Below are 18,833 nucleotides of genomic sequence, written 5' to 3' on the forward strand. Positions count from 1 at the left end.
CCACCCACCCACCCATTTCTCGTCGAGTCGATCGGGGACGGGAGGGGAATGGGTGAGGAGAGGGCGGGGCAGCCGTCAGACGAGGTCTATTCGGCCCTGTTCGCATGGCTGAAAGACCGCTTCATCGACTTCGAGCCCGGCCCCGACATCCGAACCTACGCCGATGCGATTGCTGCAGGAGAATTCAGCTCGGGCGAGAACGACAGCTGAGCTCTGGCACCACCTGCTCGAGCCCGTAGGCTGGGAGGGATGCGACTTCTTCTCATACGCCACGGCCAGACCATCGACAACGTGAACGGGGCCCTCGGAACGGTGATCCCGGGGCCCGGGCTCACCGAACTGGGCCGGCGCCAGGCGGCTGCCGTGCCCGAGGCGCTGTCGTCTCAGCCCATCGATGCGATCTACGTGTCGAGCATGAAGCGCACGCACGAGACCGCGGCTCCGCTCGCGAACGCCCGTGGGCTCGAAGTGCGCCAGCTCGACGGGCTGCAGGAGATCTCGGCCGGGTCGCTTGAGTCGCGCACCGACACCGAGGCGATTCACCAGTACATGGGCACGATCTTCTCGTGGTGGCAGAGCTTCGATGGGCGGATTCCGGGCGGCGAAGACGGCCACGAGTTCTACGGGCGGTACGGGGCTGCCATCGGGGAAGCGGCGGCCGGGCATCCAGAAACCGCGACCGTCGCGGTGGTGAGCCACGGCGCCGCCATTCGGGCCTGGAGTTCGTTCGCGTCGGCCAACATCGATGCCGACTTCAGCCGCGCGCACGAACTCTCGAACACGGCCGTGGTTGTGCTCGAAGGCTCGCCCGACGCGGGGTGGGTCACGACGTACTGGGACGGCCAGCCCATCGGCGGATCGGCCCTGGATGATGCAACTGCGCCCGACCCGACAGCCGACGCGCTCGACTGAACTCAGCAGCGCTGCGCAGCCACCCCGGACACTGCGCCGGCGCCTGTCACACACGCCGCGTGTGCAGCAGGCGCGCCTAGGATGAAAAGGCGAAAGAAAAGAGGATCGGTCTATGACCACCACTTCACTCGTCGACTCGCTCAGCCCGGCTGAGGTCGACCGGTTGCGACTCGACTTTCCGGTGCTCGGTGAACGGGTCAACGGGCATCCACTCGTCTACCTCGACTCGGGCGCCACGAGCCAGAAACCGCTGAGCGTGCTCGACGCCGAGCGCGAGTACTACCTGCACGAGAACGCGGCCGTGCACCGTGGGGCGCACACGCTCGCGGCGCTCGCGACCGAACGGTTCGAAGACGCCCGCACGACGGTCGCCCGCTTCGTGGGGGCCCGTGACGACGAGATCGTGTGGACGTCGAACGCCACCGAAGGCATCAACCTCGTCGCCTACGCGATGGGCAACGCGAGCCTCGGCCGCGGGGGCGCTGCTGCTGCGCGGTTCGCGCTCGGCGAGGGCGACGAGATCGTCGTCACCGAGATGGAACACCACGCGAACCTGCTGCCCTGGCAGGAACTCGCGGCGCGCACGGGTGCGACGCTGCGCTACATTCCGCTCGCCGACGACGGTACCCTGCGGCTCGACGAGGCGGCGGCGATCATCGGTTCGCGCACCAAAGTGCTCGCGTTCACGCACGTGTCGAACGTGCTCGGCACCATCAACCCGGTCGCCGAGCTCGTGGGGCTCGCGCACGCCGTGGGCGCCCTGGTGCTGCTCGACGCGTGCCAGTCTGCCCCGCACCTTTCGCTCGACGTCGTCTCGCTGGGCGTCGACTTCGCCGTGTTCTCGGGCCACAAGATGCTCGCGCCCACCGGAATCGGCGTTCTCTACGGCCGCCGCGAACTACTGAACGCGCTGCCGCCCTTTCTCACCGGTGGCTCGATGATCACCACGGTCACCATGGAGGGCGCCGAATACCTGCCCGCACCGCAACGCTTCGAGGCGGGCACGCAGAAGGTGTCGCAGTCGATCGCGCTCGGCGCCGCCGTCGACTACCTCACCGCGGTGGGGCTGGGGCGCATCGCGGCCCACGAAGCAGAGCTGGGGCGGCGGCTCGTCGAAGGGCTGGCTGCCATCGACGGGGTGCGGGTGCTCGGGCCGGGTGTCGGCCACGAACGGGTGGGGCTGGCGAGTTTCGATGTGGCGGGCATCCATTCGCATGATGTGGGCCAGTTTCTGGATGATCGGGGCATCGCGGTGCGGGTCGGACACCACTGCGCGCAGCCGCTGCACCGCCGGTTCGGCGTTGTGTCGACGACGCGGGCGAGCACGTATCTCTACACCACCACCGACGAGGTCGACGAGTTTCTCGCCGGAGTCGCCGAGACCGTCACGTTCTTTGGAGCACACGCATGAGCTCGACCGAGCTGCAGGGCCTGTATCAGCAGGTCATTCTCGACCACGCCCGCGAGCGCCACGGTTTCGGCCTGGCTGCGGCGGCCGACGCGCAGTCGCACCAGCTGAACCCCACGTGCGGTGACGAGATCACACTGCAACTGCACCTCGACGAGGTGACGGGGGTCATCACCTCCCTCGGCTGGGAAGGGCACGGCTGCGCCATCTCGCGGGCGTCGGCGTCACTGCTGTCAGACCTCGTGCCCGGGCTGCCCGTTGCCGGGCTGACCGAGCGAATCGACGCGTTTCGCGTGGCCATGCGGTCGAAGGGCACCATCGAGCCCGACGAAGAGCTGCTCGGCGACGCGGTGGTGCTCGGCGGAACCTCGCGGTACATCGCGCGCGTGAAGTGCGCGATGCTCGCGTGGGTGGCGGCCGAAGAGGCCGTGCTGCAGTTGACCGAGCGCTGAGGGCTGCGGGCGTGGGTGCCGATTCGGAATGGGGTGCTGTTGTGGGTTCGGGCGTGACGACGATCGTGAACGTGCAGGTGTTCACGGGTGACGGGCTGAGCGAACTGAGCACGGTGGTGATCGGCGGCGGGGTGATCGTGTCGGTGACGGCCGACGCGGGTGGTGAGGGCGACGGTGACGTGGTCGTCGACGGGGGCGGCGGCACGCTGATGCCGGGGCTCATCGACTCGCACGTGCACCTGTTCGGGGCGGGTGACCTCGAGCGGGCATCCACCTGGGGAGTGACCACCATGCTCGACATGGGTGCGCCGTCGATGGAGCTGATCGCCGGGCTGCGGGCCGTGCCGGATGCCCCGACCATTCGTACGGCGGGGCTGCCGGCGTCGGCACCGGGTGGCGTGCAGACCACGCGCATGGGGTTCGCTCGTGACTCGGTTGTCACTGGGCCGGGCGATGCCGAGCGGTTCGTGGCGGCGCGTGTGGCCGACGGGGTCGACTACATCAAGATCATCGCCGAAGACCCGGCGGCGATGGGAGCGGCTGCGCTCGACGGGCCGACCATCGATGCGCTGGTCATCGCCGCGCACACCAATCGCCTGCGGGCGTACGCGCACGTCACCACGGTGGCTGCGGCCCAGCTGGCGGCGACGGCCTGGGTGGACGTTCTCACCCACGTTGCGCTCGATGCCGTGCTGCCTGCGGCGCTCGTAACCGAGGTTGCGGCGAAAGGGCTGGTCAGCGTTCCGACGCTTGTGATGATGCGGGGCGTGGCGGAGAAGGCTGGCGGGGCATCCGGTGACCTCGTGACGCATCGCGGAGCCGTCGACTTCGCGCACGCGGTGGCGTCGGTGACGGCGTTGCACGAGGCCGGGGTCGCGGTGCTCGCGGGAACTGACTCGAACTCGGCGCCCGGGTCGCCGTTCGGCATCGCGCACGGGGAGTCGCTGCACGACGAACTCGGACTGCTCGTCGAGGCGGGGCTCTCGCCGGTCGAGGCGCTGCGTGGGGCGACCGTGCTGCCGGCGCGGATGTTCGACCTCCGTGATCGCGGGGCGGTGACGCCCGGGCTGCGGGCCGACCTGGTGCTCGTCGAGGGTGATCCCACGGTCGACATTGCGGCGACGCGCGCGATTCGTGGGGTGTGGATCGCGGGTGCGCGGGTTCGCTGAGGCGGGCTGGCGCGGCGAGGCGCGGTACCGCGCGGCGGGGCCGGGTGCCGCACCTCGCGGCGGGGGCACGGCAAGGCGCGATAGCGTGAGGGCATGGCCCGAACGATTTCCTCCAACACCAGCGTCGACCGCGACGGCATGCTCGACTTCGTGCGCCCGCGGCACAAGATGCTCATCGCCACCACGCGTGCCGACGGCCGCCCGCAGATGTCGCCGGTCTCGGGCGGGGTCGACCCCGACGGGCGCATCGTCATCTCCACCTACCCGGGCCGGGCCAAGACGCGCAACGCCGAGCGCGACGAGCATGTGTCGGTGCTCGTGCTGTCAGACGAGTGGGCTGGGGCCTGGATCCAGGTCGACGGCACCGCAGAGGTGCTGAACATGCCCGAGGCGGCCGATGGTCTGGTCGAGTACTTCCGCAGCATCTCGGGCGAGCACCCCGACTGGGCAGAGTACCGCGCGGCCATGGTGCTGCAGAACAAGTCGCTGATCAGGGTCACGATTACGAGGTGGAGCCCGGTGTCGAGCGGGGGCTTTCCGGCCGACGTGGCCGCCCGCCTCGACGCGTTGTAGAACGCTCGCTGCGCACACTGTTCGCTGCCATGATGACCTCATGAGCGATAGTGGTGCCGACCAGTTTCTCGCCAGGCGTTCCGTGCTTCGGGCGGCCGCGTGGAGCACGCCCCTCGTCACGCTCGCCATCGCGGCCCCGGCGGCGGCAGCAAGTGGCGGCGCGACCCCCACCAACCTGCAGGCCGACTGCACCCTCGCGCTCACCATCACCAGCGTCTGGACCAACCAGCCCGGAACCTTCCTCTTCGACGCTGCCTCCACCGACAGCGCCGTGAACGTCGCCAGCAACACCGCGGAGGTACAGATCACCTTCGGCGACCTCTCCACCATCCCCTCCAACGAGGGCTGACCCCCGCCCCGGCTGGCCCGTTGCCGAGGACAACCAGATCTCTCGATACCACCAGCCGCGGGCGAGGTGGCCAGCCCGAACAGGCCACCTCGCCCGCAACGGGCCGTCTCGCAGCGTTCGAATGCTGAGCGCTACGAAGCTCCTCAACCAGCCTTACGGCTCGGCGCTTTTCACCCGGCCTCGCGGCCCGGCGCCTAACAGCCGTTCGATCGACGCGTACGCAGCCGCAGCCGCATACCGAGCACGGCAGCCCCCGCGAGTATCAGCGCCGCAGCACCCTCGCCCACCGGAGCCAGCCCGCTCGCATCAAGACCCGTGTGTGCCAGCTGCGCCGACGCCGAGCCGCTCGAGCTTCCGCCTCCGGTCCCTGTTCCGGATGCTCCACCCCCGCCGCCAGCACCAGCACCAGTTCCGCCGCCTGTCGCTCCCCCGCCCGCCGCACCCGTGCCGGGTGTCGGCGTGGGCGTCGTGGTCGTGGTCGCGGCCGCAGCGATGGTGATGCTGAACGTCTCTGTCACGTCAGGATCGACGCCATTGCTCGCGGCCACCGCGAACGTGAACGTTCCTGCAGCCGTCGGCTGACCCGAAATCACCCCCGTCGTCTCAATCTTCAGCCCCGGCGGCAACGCTCCACTCGACAGGCTGAACGTCGGCGCAGGGAACCCCGTGGCCGCCACCGTCTGCGGCACGTAAGACGTTCCCACCGTTCCCCCGGCGAGCGCACCCGGAGCCGTCGTGAAGGTCGGACTGACGTTCACCTGGAACAGCGACACCGTTCCGCTGCCATCATTGGCAACATAGGTGCGCCGATGAGCCGTGTCGATGGCAAGACCCATCGCGCCACTCGTCGTTCCGTGCAGAACGACCGATCTGACGGTTGCGCCGCTACCCGACGTGTCGATGACAGAGACGGTTCCGTCAAAATCATTCGAAACATACGCAAACCCCTGCGCGTCATCGATGGCGACGTTGGTGGGACGGCTGCCAATGCTATTCGCGCCGTTCGGAATCACCGCCATGACAGTGGTGCCGGCTCCCGTGGTGTCGATGACCGACACCGTGTTGTCAATACTGTTGGCCACGTAAGCCCGACTATGCACGCCGTCGACCGCGATTCCCCATGCACCGTTTCCAATGCCTGGAGTGCCCGGGGCGCCTCTCGAAATTGTTGCCAGAACGGTGGTGCCGGCACCCGTGGTATCGAGAACGGAGACGGTGCCATCGCTGTAATTGGTCACATACGCACGATTGTGAGCTGCATCAACAGCGACCCCGCCGGGCTCTGCGCCGATGCCTGAAGCGTGCGTGATTACTCCAGCAACGGTGGTTCCCTGCCCGGTCGTGTCAATAACCGAGACGGTGCCGTCAAAGAAGTTGGTAACGTACGCACGGTTGTGTGCTGCGTCGATAGCGATCGCTTCGGGGCCCCTGCCTATGCTCGCGCTGCCATTCGGGATTACGGCCGAGACGCTTGTACCTGCGCCCGTCGTGTCGATCACGGACACAGTGCCATCGGAGGAATTAGACACGTAGGCCCTGTTGTGAGCCTCGTCTACGGCGACACCCCACGGACTTACGCCGATGCCGGAGGTCACCCCGTGAGGGATCAAACCGGTCACAGTCGAACCGGCACCCGTGGTGTCGATGACTGACACGGTATTGCTCCCATAGTTCGTGACGTATGCACGATTGTGAACAGAATCCACTGCCATGAAGTGGGGAGCCGAACCGATCGACGTCGCCCCGTTAGGAATGACCGCCGTCACCACACCCTTCGTCGCCGCACTGGCCGACCCCGCCACCCCGAGCACCACAAGCGCCGCCACGCCAACCATCACGGCAGGCTTCAGTAACCGCGCCTTCTGAGAATTCGTCATTCAGTGAATATAGCTCAAATTCCACTCCGCGAGCAACAACCAGGCGCCGCCACCGATCACCTCACCCCAACCCCGTCTCCCGCATCGTGATGTTGATGCGCCCCGAGGGCAACCCGCAGCCCTCCGGCGCCGTGCCGGGCAACATGCGGGTAACCCCGTGAAACGCCAACCGCGACGCCCCGCCGAACACGAACAGGTCACCCGACGCGAGCGTGAGGTCGACGTAGGGCTTCGTACGGGCATCCGGGTTGCCGAACCGAAAACGACAACTGTCACCCACCGACAGCGACACAACAGGAGCAAGCGAACGCTCATCTTTGTCTTGGTGCATGCCCATGTGCGCGGCGTCGTCGTAGAAGTTCACGAGCGCCGTGTCGGGCGTATACGCATCACCAGCGTGCGCGTCACCCGTCGCGGCGACGAGTGCGCGGCGGCCCAGCTGCAGCATCCACTCCGGAAACGGCAACACCCGCGACCCGTTCACATTCGTGGCGTCGCGCGTGTACCGGTACGGCTGCCAGTGCCAGCCGAGGCACACGGTCTTGACCGACATCTCGTGCCCGCGCACTTTCGCGGCAGCCGGGGGCACGGGTCCGGATGCCCACTCCGAGAACCTCGCGGCCACCCAGTTCTGCTGCGCCAGCGTCAACCACCCCGGCAGATGCCACGCCCCCGGCGCCACCTCGCGCGGCCCTGTCTCAGGCCCGCCAACCTCGCCGAAGTCCCCCAGCTCGAACAGCGATGTCATCGCGCCCCCACCCCCTCGAGCGCCAGCAGCGCCGTCTTCGCTTCGAGCCCTCCGATGTACCCGCCCAGCCCGCCATCAGTACGCAGCACCCGGTGGCACGGCACCACGATCGGCAGCGGATTCGTCGCACACGCCGACCCCACCGCCCGCACGGCCCGCGGGTTGCCCACCACCTCGGCGACCTGTTTGTAGGTCTCCGTGTGCCCGTAGGCGATCAGCGGCAGGTGCCGCTGCACCACCTGCCGAAACCCACTCGACAGCGACAGGTCGAGCGCCACATCGAACGACCGCCTGCCCCTGGCGAAGTACTCGTCGAGCTCGAAAGCCACACGGTCGAGCCGGCGCGGAGCCCGCAGGATGCGCCCGCTCACGGTCGCGGCCAGCACGTCGAGCACACGGTCGTGGTCTTCGACGGCGAACGCCACCCGCAGCAGACCTTTCTCGGTCGCCGCCAGGAGCAGCGAACCCACGGGAGAGTCGACGGTCGTGTAGGCGAGGTCGAGCATCCGGTCGCGGTCGGCGGCGAGTTCGAGGCGGCGATGCAGGGCCTCGAGGTCGTCGGCCGCGGGGGCGGTGCCCTCGACGAGCGAAGCCAGAACGATGGCCTCACCCTCGGCCTCAGAAGAAGACGTCAGCACACTCATCATTTCCCTGCTCCAGTTCTCTCAGGTATCGCATAGGCCAACCGCAGCGCCCGCATTCCGTCAGCCGCCGCCCGCCGCGACGCATCCGCCGTGCCACCCAGCAGCTCGGCCACCTCGGCGTACGCCAACCCGCCGAGGTAGTGCAGAGCCACCGCGCGACGCTGCTTGTCGGGCAGCCCGCCGAGGGCATCCTGCAGCTCATGGTCGAGGGCACCGGGAACCCCGAGCGTCGACGCCCGCTCGGGCACCTCCCCCACCGGCACCGCCGCGCGCCGGCGCAACCGCGTCACGTCGATCGCCTTACGGTGCGCGATCGTCACGAGCCACGCCTGAACGTTCGCGTCGGCCGGCAGTTCGGGGTAGGCCCGCATCGCGGCGAGGAACGTCTCAGACCAGGCATCGTCGGCGTCGTGTTCGCCCAGCACCGCCCGGCACACCCGCAACACCGTGGGGCCGTGCTCGGCCACCACCTTCTCGAACGGTTTTTTCGTGTTCATCACTGGGTAGACGCTTCCGGATGCCCGAACGTGAGATCGGCGCCCGAAAAACTTTCGGCGCCGCTGTCGCCCCCCACGTTCTTCGCGGCCGACCCCAGCAGCTGCAGCACTCGCGCGAGCCCGGAGTCGGCCGTCGACCCCCGCCGGATGACCGCGAAATGATGCCGCGTGACGGGCACACTCAGCGGGCGCAACACAACCCCTTCGGGCATCTGGAGCGCGCCCGATCGGGGAACGAGTGCCACCCCCGCGCCGGCAGCTACGAGGGCGAGTTGCACGCTGTAGTCGGTGGCCTCGGCGATGCAGCGCGGCTCGAACCCGGCCAGACCGCAGGCGCGCTGCACCATCTCAAAACACGTCCACTCGCGGTGCGGAAGCACCCAGTCGGCGTCGGCGAAGTCGGCCAGGTCAACGGCCGACCGGGCATCCTGAGCCATCACCCCGCTTTCGCGCGTCGCCAACAGCACGGGCTCGGCGAGCAACGAGGTCGCAACCAGGCCGGGCTGCGCCCGCGGCGCCATGTTCGAGTAGGAGTGCGTGACCGCCACCTCGACCTCACCTGCGGCAAGGGCCTTCAACGCCGGGCCTGGCTCCAGTTCGGTGAGCCTGAGCGTGAGCCTTTGGCTGAGGCTGCCCAGCACCCCCGCCCACGCCTCGGCCACATACGACCGGGCCGCCGTCGGAAACGCGGCCACCCGATACGTGCCCACCGCCCCCTCCCGCAGCGCCACGGCCTCGCTCTCGGCCACCGCGAGCCTGTCTCCGATCTCGCGCGCGTGCCGCGACAACAGCCTGCCCGCCGGCGTCACGACGACGCGCCGACCCTGCCGCTCAGTGAGTTTCACACCCACCTCGCGCTCGAGGGCGGCAAGCTGCATTGAGATCCCCGGCGCCGTCAGCCGCAGCGAACGCGCCACCGCAGCGATTGTTCCGAGCTCGTCGAGTTCGGCCAGCATGGTCAGCTTGCGAATATCCAACACACACCAATACTTACGCCGAAGCGAACTACAAGTAAATAGACGTTTGCAAATGGATGCCCCAGACTCAGTACATGGCACCGCCCCGCGTTCTCCTCTCCGGCCTCGCCGTGGTCGTTCTGTGGGCAAGCGCGTTCCCTGCCATCCAGGTCGCAGCTCCCCAACTCGGGGTCGTCGGGCTCTCGTTCGCCCGGCTCGTGGTCGCGGCCCTCGCCCTGCTGGCCGTCTCGCCGTTTCTCGGCGTACGGCTGCCCCGAACCCGAGACCTGCCGCTCATCGTGGCCTGCGCCTTCTTCGGCATGACCGCCTACCAGCTGCTGCTGAACTGGGGTGAGCTCGAGGTGCCGGCCGGCACGGCGAGCATCATCGTCGCCGCGGCGCCTCTGGTCTCGGCCGCCATCGCGGTTGCCGCGTTCGGCGAGAGCCTGGGCGTTCTGAAGGTGGTGGGCAGCCTCGTTGCCATCGGCGGTGTGCTGCTCGTCTGCCTCGCACGCTCGGGCCTCAGCGTCTCGGCTTCGGTGTGGATCGTGGTCGGAGCCATGGTCGTGCAGGGCATCTACCACCCGCTCACCCGGCCGCTCTTGAAGCGGTATTCGGGCCTCGAGGTGGCGACGTACGCCATGGTGGCAGGCACCGTGATGACCCTGCCGTTCGTGCCTCTCGGCTGGGCCGCGATCGTGGCCTCCGACACGCCGTCACGGTTCGCTGCGCTCTACCTCGGCCTGTTTCCATCGGCACTCGGCTTTGTTCTGTGGGGGTACGCGGCGGCGCACCTGCCCGTGGTCACTTCGACATCATTGCTCTACCTGGTACCCCCGGTGGCAGTGCTCATCGCATTCGTCTGGCTGGGCGAGATCCCCACGTTCACCGAACTGATCGGCGGCGCGATCGTTATTGTCGGCGTACTCATCGTCAGGGCGCCGTCGACGCGCGCTCGACGAGCCGCGTCGACATGAGCGTCACCCGCTCGACCGACTGTCTCTCGATGAGCTTCACCAGCACCTCGGCCATCTTGGCCCCGAGTTCTGCCGACGGCTGGTCGATAGTGGTGAGGGCCGGCACCGCGGTCGAGCCGAAGTAGTTGTTGTCGAACCCCGCAACCCTGATGTCACCCGGGATGCTCAAACCGTGCTCGTGGATGACCGAGTACGCTCCCGCGGCCATCTGATCGTTCGCAGCGAACAGCCCGTCGATGGGTCTGCCGCGGGCCAGCAGGCGGCGCATGGCCTCGGCACCCGACTCGGGCGTGAAGTCGCCCACCTCCCAGAGTGAATCGTCGAGCCCCCGGAGCGCCAGCGCGTGCCGCCAGCCGACAAGTCGGTCAAGGCCCGGCGGCATGTCCTGCGGGCCCGCAATGGTGGCGATGTGCCGGCTGCCACGCGAAGCGAGGTGCTCAGTGGCCACCGCAGCCCCCGCCGCGTTGTCGACGTCGACGAAATAGCTGCCGCTCTCCGAGGCGAGCAGCGGCCGACCGCCGAACACGATGGGCAACGACTGGCCGAGCTGGGCATACGAGTGATCCCCGCTGTGGTGCGAGACCACGATGGCCCCGTCGACGTTGCCGCCGAGCAGGTACCGCCGGGTCTTCTCCGAGCGGGTCTCTGAGGAGATGAGCATGTTGAGCGTGAAGTCGGTGTCGGCGAGCGCCATCGCGATGCCCTGGATGACGCTGGCGAAGAACGGGTCGCTGAACAGCTTGGCCGTCGTCTCTGGCACCACCAGCGCAATGACCTGGGTGCGCCGGCTGGCCAGCGAACGGGCAGCTCGGTTGGGCACGTAGTTGAGGCGGGCGATGGCGTCGTTCACGGCGGCCACCACGCTCTCGGTGACCCGCGGCGATGCGTTCACCACGCGCGACACCGTGGCGCGCGACACCCCGGCCGCGGCCGCCACCATCTCGAGCGTCGGTACCGGCGGGTGGCCCGGTTCGTCGACGGAACGCTCTGTGCTCACGCTCGATCTCTCGTTTCTTCAGTGGGTCTCAGTGTAGATGTTCGCTCTGACGCGCTCGATCAGAGCCGCATATGCCAGCCCGCTGTCTTTGACCGTTCTCTTCTGGGTCTGGTAGTCGACCCGCACGATGCCGAACCGCTTGTCGTACCCCCATGCCCACTCGAAGTTGTCGAGCAGCGACCACACGAAGTAGCCCCGCACATCGGCACCCTCTGCGATGGCCTGGCCCACCGCATCGATGTGCGCCAGAACGTAGGCCGTGCGTTCAGCGTCATGCACCCCGCCGTCGGGTGCCACCACATCGTCATAGGCCGCGCCGTTCTCGGTTATGTACAGCGGCGGCAGGTTCGAGTATTCGCCGCCGAGCCGAACGAGCAGGCGCCGAAGGCCGTCGGGGTGCACCTCCCAGTCCATGGCGGTGCGCGGGAGCTGTCGCGACGGGAATGTCACGTACTCAGACCCCACGAACGGCGAGCGTTTCTCGCGCGCGGTGGGTGCCACACTCGTCACCACGTCGACGGTCTCCGGATGCCCGCTGACATTGTCATCGTGATAGTGGTTCACCCCGAGAAAGTCGATCGGTGCCGCGATGGCCGCAAGATCCCCCGGCTGAATGTGGTCTTCGAGGCCGTATTCACGAACATCCTGAAGCAGGTCGACGGGGTACGCTCCGCGCAGCAGCGGATCGAGGTACATGCGGTTCCAGAGCGCATCGATACGGCGGGCCGCCTCGACGTCGACCGGGTCGGCGGGGTCGTTCGGAATAGCCGTGGTGAGGTTCAGCGTGATGCCGATGCGGTCGGGCTGAGCGCCGGCGCGCACTTTCGCGGCCCCGAGCTGGCGCAGCCGCGACACCGCCAGCCCGTGGGCAAGGTGCTGGTGGTGGGTGGCCGCGAGCCCCGCGCGCGGGTCGAGCCGGCCCGGCGCGTGCTCGCCCGAGGTGTAGCCGATGAGCGCCGAGCAGAGCGGCTCGTTGAAGGTCGTCCAGTGGTCGACCCGGTCGCCGAGCGCGTCGTAGACGACCTCGGCGTAGTCGACGAACCGCAGCGCGGTGTCACGGTTCGCCCAGCCACCCTTCTCTTCGAGTGCCTGCGGCAGATCCCAGTGATAGAGCGTCAGCCACGGCAGGATGCCCGCCCCCAGCAACTCGTCGACGAGGCGTGAGTAGAAGTCGATGCCTCGCGGGTTGACCGCGCGATCGCCCGGCTTCACCCGGGCCCAGCTCGTGGAGAAGCGGTACGACCCCAAACCGAGTTGCTTCATGAGCTGAACGTCTGCCGGCATCCGGTGATAGTGGTCGACGGCGACTTCGGGTGTGTCGCCGCCCGTGATGGCTCCCTGCTGCTGAGCGAAGTGATCCCAGATGGAGTCTTCGCGACCGTCGAGGTGCGCCGCGCCCTCGACCTGTGCCGCCGCCGTTGCCGAGCCCCAGATGAAGTCGGCCGGCCAGGGATACGTGGTCAGGTCGGTCATGTCAGCCTTTCACCGCCCCGGCCATGATGCCGGAGACGAGGTGGCGCCCGGCGATCACGAAGAGCACCAGCAGCGGAATGGTCGCGAGCACAGCACCCGCGAGCACGATGGAATAGTCGACGTACTTCGCCGACTGCAGCTGGCTGAGCGCCACCTGCAGCGTGGGGTTCTGCGGCACCACGAGCAGCGGCCAGAGGTAGTCGGTCCACGCGGTCATGAAGGTGAACAGACCGAGAATCGCCATGGCCGGGCGCGCGGCGGGAACGCCGACGTGCCAGAAGGTCTTCAGCATGCTCGCACCGTCGACGCGCGCGGCTTCGATGAGTTCGTCGGGAATCACGTCGACCAGGTACTGCCGCATGAAGAACACGCCGAATGCCGTGACGAGCGTGGGTACGATGACAGCGCCGAGCGTTCCTGTCCAGCCGAACTGCTTCATGACCATGAACAGCGGGATGATGCCGAGCTGAGTGGGCACCGCGAGCGTCGCGATCACGAACACGAGCAGACCTTCGCGGCCACGAAACTTCAGCTTCGCGAAGCTGTACCCCGCCAGGGTGGAGAAGAAGACCACCGAGACGGTGATGACACTCGAGACGATGACGCTGTTCAGCAGCGACATCCAGAACGGCACGGTGTCGAACACGGCAGAGATGTTCTGCCAGAACAGCCCGCCGGGAAACAGGGGCGGCCAGGTGTCGGTGAGCACCGAGCTCGGGCTCGACCCGGCGATGACCGACCAGTAGAGCGGGTACGTGCCGGCGATGAAGAAGACGATCAGCAGCCCGTAGGTGAGAAAGCCGGGGCGTTTGTCGATGCCGAGCGGCTTGCGGGCTTTCGATTGTGCGCCCCGACCGGGCGACGGGTGTGTGTCGGGCCGGGGTTCTGTGAGTGTGGTCATGAGATCTTGTTCCGGTTGTATTCGGTGAGCCGACGGGCCATTCTGCGTTTCGACACCCTCGCCTCGGTTGAGGCGATGCGCCGGGAGATCAGAAAGTTGAGCACGCCGAAGAGCACGATGATCAGAAACAGCAGCCACGCCACGGCCGAGGCCTTGCCGAAGTTCTGCCGGTTGAAGGCCAGATCCCAGAGGTACAGCACGGTGGTCTGGTACTGCCGCTGCGGCCCGCCGGGAGTTGCCGTGGTGGGGTTGAACAGCTTCGGCTCTGTGAAGATCTGCAGGCCGCCCACCGTGGCTGTGATGATCACGAAGATCATGGTGGGCCGGATGCTCGGCAGTGTCATCGAGAAGAACCGCCGCACGGCGCCCGCCCCGTCGAGCGCCGCCGACTCGTAGATGTCACGCGGAACCGCCTGCATCGCGGCCAGCAGAATCAGCGCGTTGTAGCCCGTCCAGCGCCAGTTCACCATCGACGCAATCGCCACGTGCGACGGCAGTGTCTCTGTCTTCCACATCACCGGGTCGAGGTGGAATGACGTCAGAAGGTTGTTAATGAGGCCGTACTTCTCGTCGAACGCGCTCGAGAAGATGAGCGTCACCGCGACGGGCGTGACCACATACGGAATCAGCACGCTCATGCGCCAGAACGTCTTCGCCCTGATGTTCTGGTCGAGCACCGCGGCAATGAGCACGGCCCCGATGAGCTGGGGTACTGCCGAGAGCAGAAAGATGCTGACCGTGTTGAACAACGAGTTCCAGAAGAACGGATCGTTCAACTCGGTCACGTAGTTGTCGAGCCCCACGAACCCGGCCGGCCCGGTGAGCAGGTTCCACTTGTTCAGCGACACCACGAAGGTGTAGCCGAGCGGAAACAGGCCTACGAGCCCGAACAGAATGAAGAACGGTGCCACGTAGAGATAGGGAGAAGCTTTCACATCGAACCGGTTGAGCCGGTACTTCAGCGGGAGCCGCACCTTCTTCTGGGGAGCCTTCTTCTCGGGCGACGTCTGGGCCGGCCGGGGCGTGAGGGTGGCAGTCATCTACTTATTGACCACAAGCTGGTTCAGCAGCGTGATGGCGTTGTTCCAGGCCGTCGACCCATCGGCTTTACCCGAATCGATCTGCTGGATGGCCGGGCCGAACACCTGCGACTGGATCACCGAGTCGTCGGGCCCTTTGTACTGGGCCACGACACCCTTGGCGCGGGCAGCGAGGATCGTGCCCACCGGAGCGTTGTTGAAGAACGTCGACAGTGCATTCGTTCCTGTCACTGCCGGGTCGCTCTGGGCAGCCGTCACGCTCGGAAAAGCACCTGCGACGCCGAACGCGGCCGCCTCAGACTGAGCGTTGGTGAGAAAAGCGGCGAGGTCGGCCGCCTGCTGCGGGTGCTTCGACTGCGTGGGAACGGTGAGGAAGCTACCGCCCCAGTTCGCCGCGCCGCCGGGGAACACATTGGCGAAATCCCAGCCGGTGGTGGCGTCGCCGCCAGCCGCGGTCACCTGCCCCTTCACGACCCCGAGCATCCAGCCGGGGCAGACGAAGGTCGAGAACGTTCCATCGGTGAAGGCTTTGCCTTTGCCCCAGTCCCAGGCGGTCTGGTTGGCCGAGAGGCCGGAGGCCGTGGCCGCCGACAGCTTGGTCCACAGCGTCTTGAGGTCGGCGTTACCGTCGACGTTCAGGGTGCCGTCGGTCTTGTAGTAGCCCTCTTTCTGCTGGTTCACCATAGCGTTCCAGAGGAATCCCGACTGGTCGTAGAAAGCCTTGCCGGTGGCGGCCTTGTACTGCTGACCGACGGCGAAGTACTTGTCCCACGTGGCGGTGTCGCCACCGAAGAGAGCGGCGACCTGGTCGCGATCGGTGGGGAGCCCGGCTGCAGCGAAGTCAGTGCGGTTGTAGCAGAGACCTTCGGGGCCGATGTCGGAGCCGTACCCGATGAGGCGGCCTTTGCTGTCGGTGGCCTGCTTCAGCTTCCAGTCGACCCAGCGGTCTTTGATGTCGTTCGCGCCGTACTGGCTGAGGTCGTTGAACTGGTCGGAGACCTGCATGACCGCGCTCAGCCAGCCCTCTTCGACCGCCTGCACGTCGGGCAGCCCGGCGCCCGCGGCTTCTTTGGTCTGCCAGTCGGTCTTGGCGTTGTCGCCGGTGTCGATGTTCGTGGCCTTGATGGTGATGTTCGGGTGGGCGGCCTCGTACTGCTTGTAGAGGTCGTCGTAGCCCATGGTGCCGAAGGTGGTCACGGTGAGCGTGATCGGGTCGGTCGAGCTACCCGAGCTGCTGGCCGATGAGCTGCCCCCCGAGCATCCGGTGGCGAGTAGGGCGAAGGCTGCGGCGCTTGCGACGGCAGCGAACCCTTTCGTTCGTCGTGAGAGTTTCACGATCACTCCTTTGTGCGTGGCTTGGTGTGAGAGCGCTCTCTTTCGTGCTGTGAGAGCGCTCTCTTGGATTCCTGCGAGCATATAGTCACCGCCCCCACCCCGTCAAGAGCCCCGCCCGCACCCATCCAAAAATGGGGTACTCAGCGAACACCACTCACACGATCGAGATGGCGCCCGTCATGGTGTCGATCTCGGCGCCGATCAGCAAGAACAGGCCACCGTAGGGCGGCAGGCTGACGGCGAAGCTCTGCAGGTCATCCACCCGCCCGATCTCGTCGCCCGTTGTGGCGTCAGTGACGGTGCGGCGGGATGCCAGAGCGGGTGAGCGAACGGTGCCCTCGATGTGTTCGCCGCTGAAGTTCAGCACGGTGACCTGCAGCGGCGGGTCGATCAGTGTGGTGTCGCCCTCGTCGAGGCGGTGCACCATGACCAGCATGCCGGGGTGGGCCACATTCGGAATATCGACCTGGCTGCCAATGTCGAGAGCCGACGCAGAACGCAGGGCGAGAATCTTCTTCACACTGCTCGCGAACGAGTTGTCGTCGGCCAGCTGCTCGGGCAGTGACCCGTAGAGCGAACGGCCGCGGGGCATGCCAGAACTCGACGCGGTGGCCGCAGGGAACACGTTCATCAGGTCGTGCGCGCCGCGCTCGATCCAGCGGGTGTCGCCCTCGGCGATCAGGTCGCTCACCTCGCTCGCCGGCACCGGCAGCATGCCGAGCAGATCCCACGCCGACAGCGCGAGAACGCCGGGCTGCCAGGCATTGAACATGACCAGCAGCAGGTGGGCGAGCCGGATGTTCTCGACATGCTCATCGGTGATGGCGTCGAGCGTGGTGAGGCCCTGCGTGGCGGCGATCATCGAGGCCGTGGTGCAGGCGATGCCGTTCGTCGTGAACACGCGGTTGTAGTCGGCCGCGTCGCCCGTGATGGCGCCCAGCAGGTCGGCCCGAATGGTCTCGGCGAGCTTCGCACCCGTGATCTCTTCGTAGCGAAAGGGGTACAGGTCGGCGCGGTGAAGCGTCTCCCAGTGCAGCAGCTCGTAGGTGAGTTCGTCGTGGTTCTGCAGCGCGTGCACGAGGCTGGCGGGGTCGACGCCGAGCTCGAGCGAGGTGCGCAGCGTCAGCCGCAGAAACTCGGTGTCGCCCATCGCCAGGGCGTGGTGGTACGCCGGCCGGTTGATGAAGTCGTACGAGAGGTCGGCGCCCACACGGCCGGTGTCGCGAATGTCTTCGATGGTGAGGTTCAGCTCCTGAAAAGAGAAGCCGCCCACCTTTCGCACCATGCCGGCGATGAGGTGATTCGCTGCTTCTGAGAGCGGGTGCCCCTCCGACCACCCGGGGCTGCCGCTGGCGCTCTTCTCCACACCGAGAAAACCGTTCGCGTCGAGACGCAGGGCGCTCGAACCGAGGTCGCCCAGCGAGTGGAGTGCGTCTCCGATGACCAGGCGCATGCCGGCGAACGTGGGGTCGAGCCAGTTGATCGACGGCTGGCCCTGCTTGAAGTAGTGCAGGTACACCCAGCGGCGCGTGATGCCGTCGACGCCCAACACCGGGGCGGTTGCGCTCCAGTTGGTCTCTTTGGTGCCCGGCTGGTAGAAGATTACCCGCTGCAGCTGGCCGATGATGTAGCCCTGCTCGGCGAGCTGCTTCTCGGTCTCGGCATTCAAGTTCACCGAGTCGCGCCCGGCGGGCACCTCGGGTAGCAGCGCCCAGTCTTCTTCCGGAATCTCGACCATGTGGTAGATACCCGGGTAATCTTTGTACGCCATTTCGGCGAGCCGGAAGTCGGCACCCTTGCCGGTGTGGCCGGGAACGATGTCATCGATCACACTGCCGCCGTGCTGCTCGGCCACGTCGGAGAGCGCGCGAAACTCGTCTTCAGAGCCGAAGGCGGGGTCGATCTGGGTGCTGATGCGGTCGAAGTGGCCGTCGACACTCGCGGTCTGCTGCCAGCCCGTGATGCCGCCGGCCCGCTTCACGGGGCCGGTGTGCACGGCAGAGATTCCGATGGCCTCGAACGCGTCCCAGAGGCGCTCGTCGCCGAGGGCAGCCAGATACGATTTGCCCGGCTCGGTGATGAGCGAGATGGGGTACGCCGTGAACCACACCGATGCAGTGCGAATGGCGCGCCGGGCATCCGGCTTCGCGTAGGGGTTACGCCACATACTCGGCTGCCCCGACAGGCCGCGAGACAGTACCTGGGCGTCGCGCAGCATCGACTGGCGAATGAGCCATTCGATGTACGACGCGTTCGTGGCGTCAGCCGAACGCGGGTCAGAGAACGAGCGCTGAATACGGCTCGCTCTCAGGTTGGCTCGGGGCCGCAACCTCGGCGGGCGGGCCGGGTAGAGCTCGCCACTGAAGGTATTGTCGACAGGCTGAGGGGTCTCGGCGGTGTCGGGGGTGTCGACGGGCTCGAGAAGTTCGTCTTCGCTCATTCACTTATTCTCGTCGGTCGAAGAGGCGTGCGTCACCCAGTTGCGGCAACCGCGGCAGAGAATTAACGCAACCGTCGCGCGCGGC

Annotated in this window: 18 protein-coding genes and 1 pseudogene; 8 read left to right on the top strand and 11 right to left on the bottom strand. The window is 67.0% G+C overall.

The window, feature by feature from the left end:
• From QN358_RS13190 to QN358_RS13220, 7 genes and pseudogenes are all read left to right on the top strand, one after another.
• Window positions 1-210: pseudogene (locus QN358_RS13190) on the top strand (hypothetical protein); the annotation flags it as partial.
• Between the two features lie 39 nt (window positions 211-249).
• Window positions 250-912, top strand: coding sequence for a histidine phosphatase family protein (locus QN358_RS13195; protein WP_136641278.1), 663 nt, complete (start codon window positions 250-252; stop codon window positions 910-912).
• 112 nt (window positions 913-1,024) lie between these two features.
• Window positions 1,025-2,323, top strand: coding sequence for a cysteine desulfurase (locus tag QN358_RS13200; RefSeq protein ID WP_323512652.1), 1,299 nt, complete (start codon window positions 1,025-1,027; stop codon window positions 2,321-2,323).
• Window positions 2,320-2,772 (top strand): Fe-S cluster assembly sulfur transfer protein SufU, encoded by a 453-nt coding sequence (gene sufU, locus QN358_RS13205; RefSeq protein WP_323512653.1) that lies wholly within the window; start codon window positions 2,320-2,322, stop codon window positions 2,770-2,772. Before QN358_RS13200 ends, sufU begins: the two co-directional genes overlap by 4 nt.
• 11 nt (window positions 2,773-2,783) lie before the next feature.
• The gene (locus QN358_RS13210) at window positions 2,784-3,941 is read left to right on the top strand and encodes an amidohydrolase family protein (RefSeq protein ID WP_323512654.1); all 1,158 of its coding nucleotides are present in this window, start codon (window positions 2,784-2,786) and stop codon (window positions 3,939-3,941) included.
• Window positions 3,942-4,034: 93 nt separating this feature from the next.
• Window positions 4,035-4,514, top strand: a complete 480-nt coding sequence (locus QN358_RS13215; protein WP_323512655.1) for a PPOX class F420-dependent oxidoreductase — start codon at window positions 4,035-4,037, stop codon at window positions 4,512-4,514.
• A 40-nt stretch (window positions 4,515-4,554) separates the two neighbouring features.
• Window positions 4,555-4,863, top strand: coding sequence for a hypothetical protein (locus QN358_RS13220; RefSeq protein ID WP_136641282.1), 309 nt, complete (start codon window positions 4,555-4,557; stop codon window positions 4,861-4,863).
• 194 nt (window positions 4,864-5,057) lie between these two features.
• On the opposite strand, the gene QN358_RS13225 is transcribed toward QN358_RS13220, so the two are convergent.
• From QN358_RS13225 to QN358_RS13245, 5 genes are all read right to left on the bottom strand, one after another.
• Complete coding sequence (locus QN358_RS13225; protein ID WP_323512656.1) at window positions 5,058-6,740, bottom strand: YncE family protein; 1,683 nt, start codon at window positions 6,738-6,740, stop codon at window positions 5,058-5,060.
• A gap of 61 nt (window positions 6,741-6,801) precedes the next feature.
• On the bottom strand, window positions 6,802-7,488 hold the full coding sequence (locus QN358_RS13230) for an alpha-ketoglutarate-dependent dioxygenase AlkB family protein (RefSeq protein WP_136641284.1): 687 nt from the start codon (window positions 7,486-7,488) through the stop codon (window positions 6,802-6,804).
• Window positions 7,485-8,135: a methylated-DNA--[protein]-cysteine S-methyltransferase gene (locus tag QN358_RS13235; protein ID WP_237280280.1), complete on the bottom strand. Its 651-nt coding sequence runs from the start codon at window positions 8,133-8,135 to the stop codon at window positions 7,485-7,487. Before QN358_RS13235 ends, QN358_RS13230 begins: the two co-directional genes overlap by 4 nt.
• Window positions 8,132-8,629 carry an RNA polymerase sigma factor gene (locus QN358_RS13240; RefSeq protein WP_323512657.1) on the bottom strand — a complete coding sequence of 166 codons (498 nt, stop codon included), beginning with the start codon at window positions 8,627-8,629 and terminating at the stop codon, window positions 8,132-8,134. The genes QN358_RS13235 and QN358_RS13240 overlap by 4 nt, the downstream gene beginning before the upstream one ends.
• Window positions 8,629-9,609 (bottom strand): LysR family transcriptional regulator, encoded by a 981-nt coding sequence (locus QN358_RS13245; protein ID WP_323512658.1) that lies wholly within the window; start codon window positions 9,607-9,609, stop codon window positions 8,629-8,631. Before QN358_RS13245 ends, QN358_RS13240 begins: the two co-directional genes overlap by 1 nt.
• Before the next feature lie 71 nt (window positions 9,610-9,680).
• Here QN358_RS13245 and QN358_RS13250 point away from each other — a divergent pair, with 71 nt between their 5' ends.
• Window positions 9,681-10,562: a DMT family transporter gene (locus tag QN358_RS13250; RefSeq protein WP_323512659.1), complete on the top strand. Its 882-nt coding sequence runs from the start codon at window positions 9,681-9,683 to the stop codon at window positions 10,560-10,562.
• On the opposite strand, the gene QN358_RS13255 is transcribed toward QN358_RS13250, so the two are convergent.
• The 6 genes from QN358_RS13255 to treS all read right to left on the bottom strand — a co-directional run bounded on the left by QN358_RS13255 (window position 10,519) and on the right by treS (window position 18,748).
• Entirely contained in the window at window positions 10,519-11,502 is a 984-nt protein-coding gene (locus QN358_RS13255; RefSeq protein ID WP_323512670.1) for a LacI family DNA-binding transcriptional regulator, read from the bottom strand. The genes QN358_RS13250 and QN358_RS13255 overlap by 44 nt on opposite strands.
• Window positions 11,503-11,577: 75 nt before the next feature.
• A complete protein-coding gene (locus QN358_RS13260; protein ID WP_323512660.1) occupies window positions 11,578-13,032 on the bottom strand; it encodes a GH1 family beta-glucosidase in 1,455 nt (484 codons plus the stop codon).
• A 1-nt stretch (window position 13,033) separates the two neighbouring features.
• Window positions 13,034-13,933, bottom strand: coding sequence for a carbohydrate ABC transporter permease (locus tag QN358_RS13265; protein WP_136641288.1), 900 nt, complete (start codon window positions 13,931-13,933; stop codon window positions 13,034-13,036).
• Window positions 13,930-14,973 carry a sugar ABC transporter permease gene (locus tag QN358_RS13270; protein ID WP_323512661.1) on the bottom strand — a complete coding sequence of 348 codons (1,044 nt, stop codon included), beginning with the start codon at window positions 14,971-14,973 and terminating at the stop codon, window positions 13,930-13,932. The genes QN358_RS13265 and QN358_RS13270 overlap by 4 nt, the downstream gene beginning before the upstream one ends.
• Window positions 14,974-16,308, bottom strand: a complete 1,335-nt coding sequence (locus tag QN358_RS13275; protein ID WP_136641290.1) for an ABC transporter substrate-binding protein — start codon at window positions 16,306-16,308, stop codon at window positions 14,974-14,976.
• 154 nt (window positions 16,309-16,462) lie between these two features.
• On the bottom strand, window positions 16,463-18,748 hold the full coding sequence (treS, locus tag QN358_RS13280; protein WP_323512662.1) for a maltose alpha-D-glucosyltransferase: 2,286 nt from the start codon (window positions 18,746-18,748) through the stop codon (window positions 16,463-16,465).
• Window positions 18,749-18,833 lie beyond the last annotated feature (85 nt).

Source organism: Subtercola sp. RTI3 (genome assembly GCF_035018625.1).
Taxonomy (GTDB): domain Bacteria; phylum Actinomycetota; class Actinomycetes; order Actinomycetales; family Microbacteriaceae; genus Subtercola; species Subtercola vilae.

Excerpts from the sequence above, each read along its gene's own strand:
- QN358_RS13195 (WP_136641278.1), top strand. The coding sequence starts at position 250 with ATGCGACTTCTTCTCATACGCCACGGCCAGACCATCGACAACGTGAAC.
- QN358_RS13200 (WP_323512652.1), top strand. The coding sequence starts at position 1,025 with ATGACCACCACTTCACTCGTCGACTCGCTCAGCCCGGCTGAGGTCGAC.
- sufU (WP_323512653.1), top strand. The coding sequence starts at position 2,320 with ATGAGCTCGACCGAGCTGCAGGGCCTGTATCAGCAGGTCATTCTCGAC.
- QN358_RS13215 (WP_323512655.1), top strand. The coding sequence starts at position 4,035 with ATGGCCCGAACGATTTCCTCCAACACCAGCGTCGACCGCGACGGCATG.
- QN358_RS13220 (WP_136641282.1), top strand. The coding sequence starts at position 4,555 with ATGAGCGATAGTGGTGCCGACCAGTTTCTCGCCAGGCGTTCCGTGCTT.
- QN358_RS13225 (WP_323512656.1), bottom strand. The coding sequence starts at position 6,740 with ATGACGAATTCTCAGAAGGCGCGGTTACTGAAGCCTGCCGTGATGGTT.
- QN358_RS13230 (WP_136641284.1), bottom strand. The coding sequence starts at position 7,488 with ATGACATCGCTGTTCGAGCTGGGGGACTTCGGCGAGGTTGGCGGGCCT.
- QN358_RS13235 (WP_237280280.1), bottom strand. The coding sequence starts at position 8,135 with ATGATGAGTGTGCTGACGTCTTCTTCTGAGGCCGAGGGTGAGGCCATC.
- QN358_RS13240 (WP_323512657.1), bottom strand. The coding sequence starts at position 8,629 with ATGAACACGAAAAAACCGTTCGAGAAGGTGGTGGCCGAGCACGGCCCC.
- QN358_RS13250 (WP_323512659.1), top strand. The coding sequence starts at position 9,681 with ATGGCACCGCCCCGCGTTCTCCTCTCCGGCCTCGCCGTGGTCGTTCTG.
- QN358_RS13255 (WP_323512670.1), bottom strand. The coding sequence starts at position 11,502 with ATGGTGGCGGCCGCGGCCGGGGTGTCGCGCGCCACGGTGTCGCGCGTG.
- QN358_RS13260 (WP_323512660.1), bottom strand. The coding sequence starts at position 13,032 with ATGACCGACCTGACCACGTATCCCTGGCCGGCCGACTTCATCTGGGGC.
- QN358_RS13265 (WP_136641288.1), bottom strand. The coding sequence starts at position 13,933 with ATGACCACACTCACAGAACCCCGGCCCGACACACACCCGTCGCCCGGT.
- QN358_RS13270 (WP_323512661.1), bottom strand. The coding sequence starts at position 14,973 with ATGACTGCCACCCTCACGCCCCGGCCGGCCCAGACGTCGCCCGAGAAG.
- treS (WP_323512662.1), bottom strand. The coding sequence starts at position 18,748 with ATGAGCGAAGACGAACTTCTCGAGCCCGTCGACACCCCCGACACCGCC.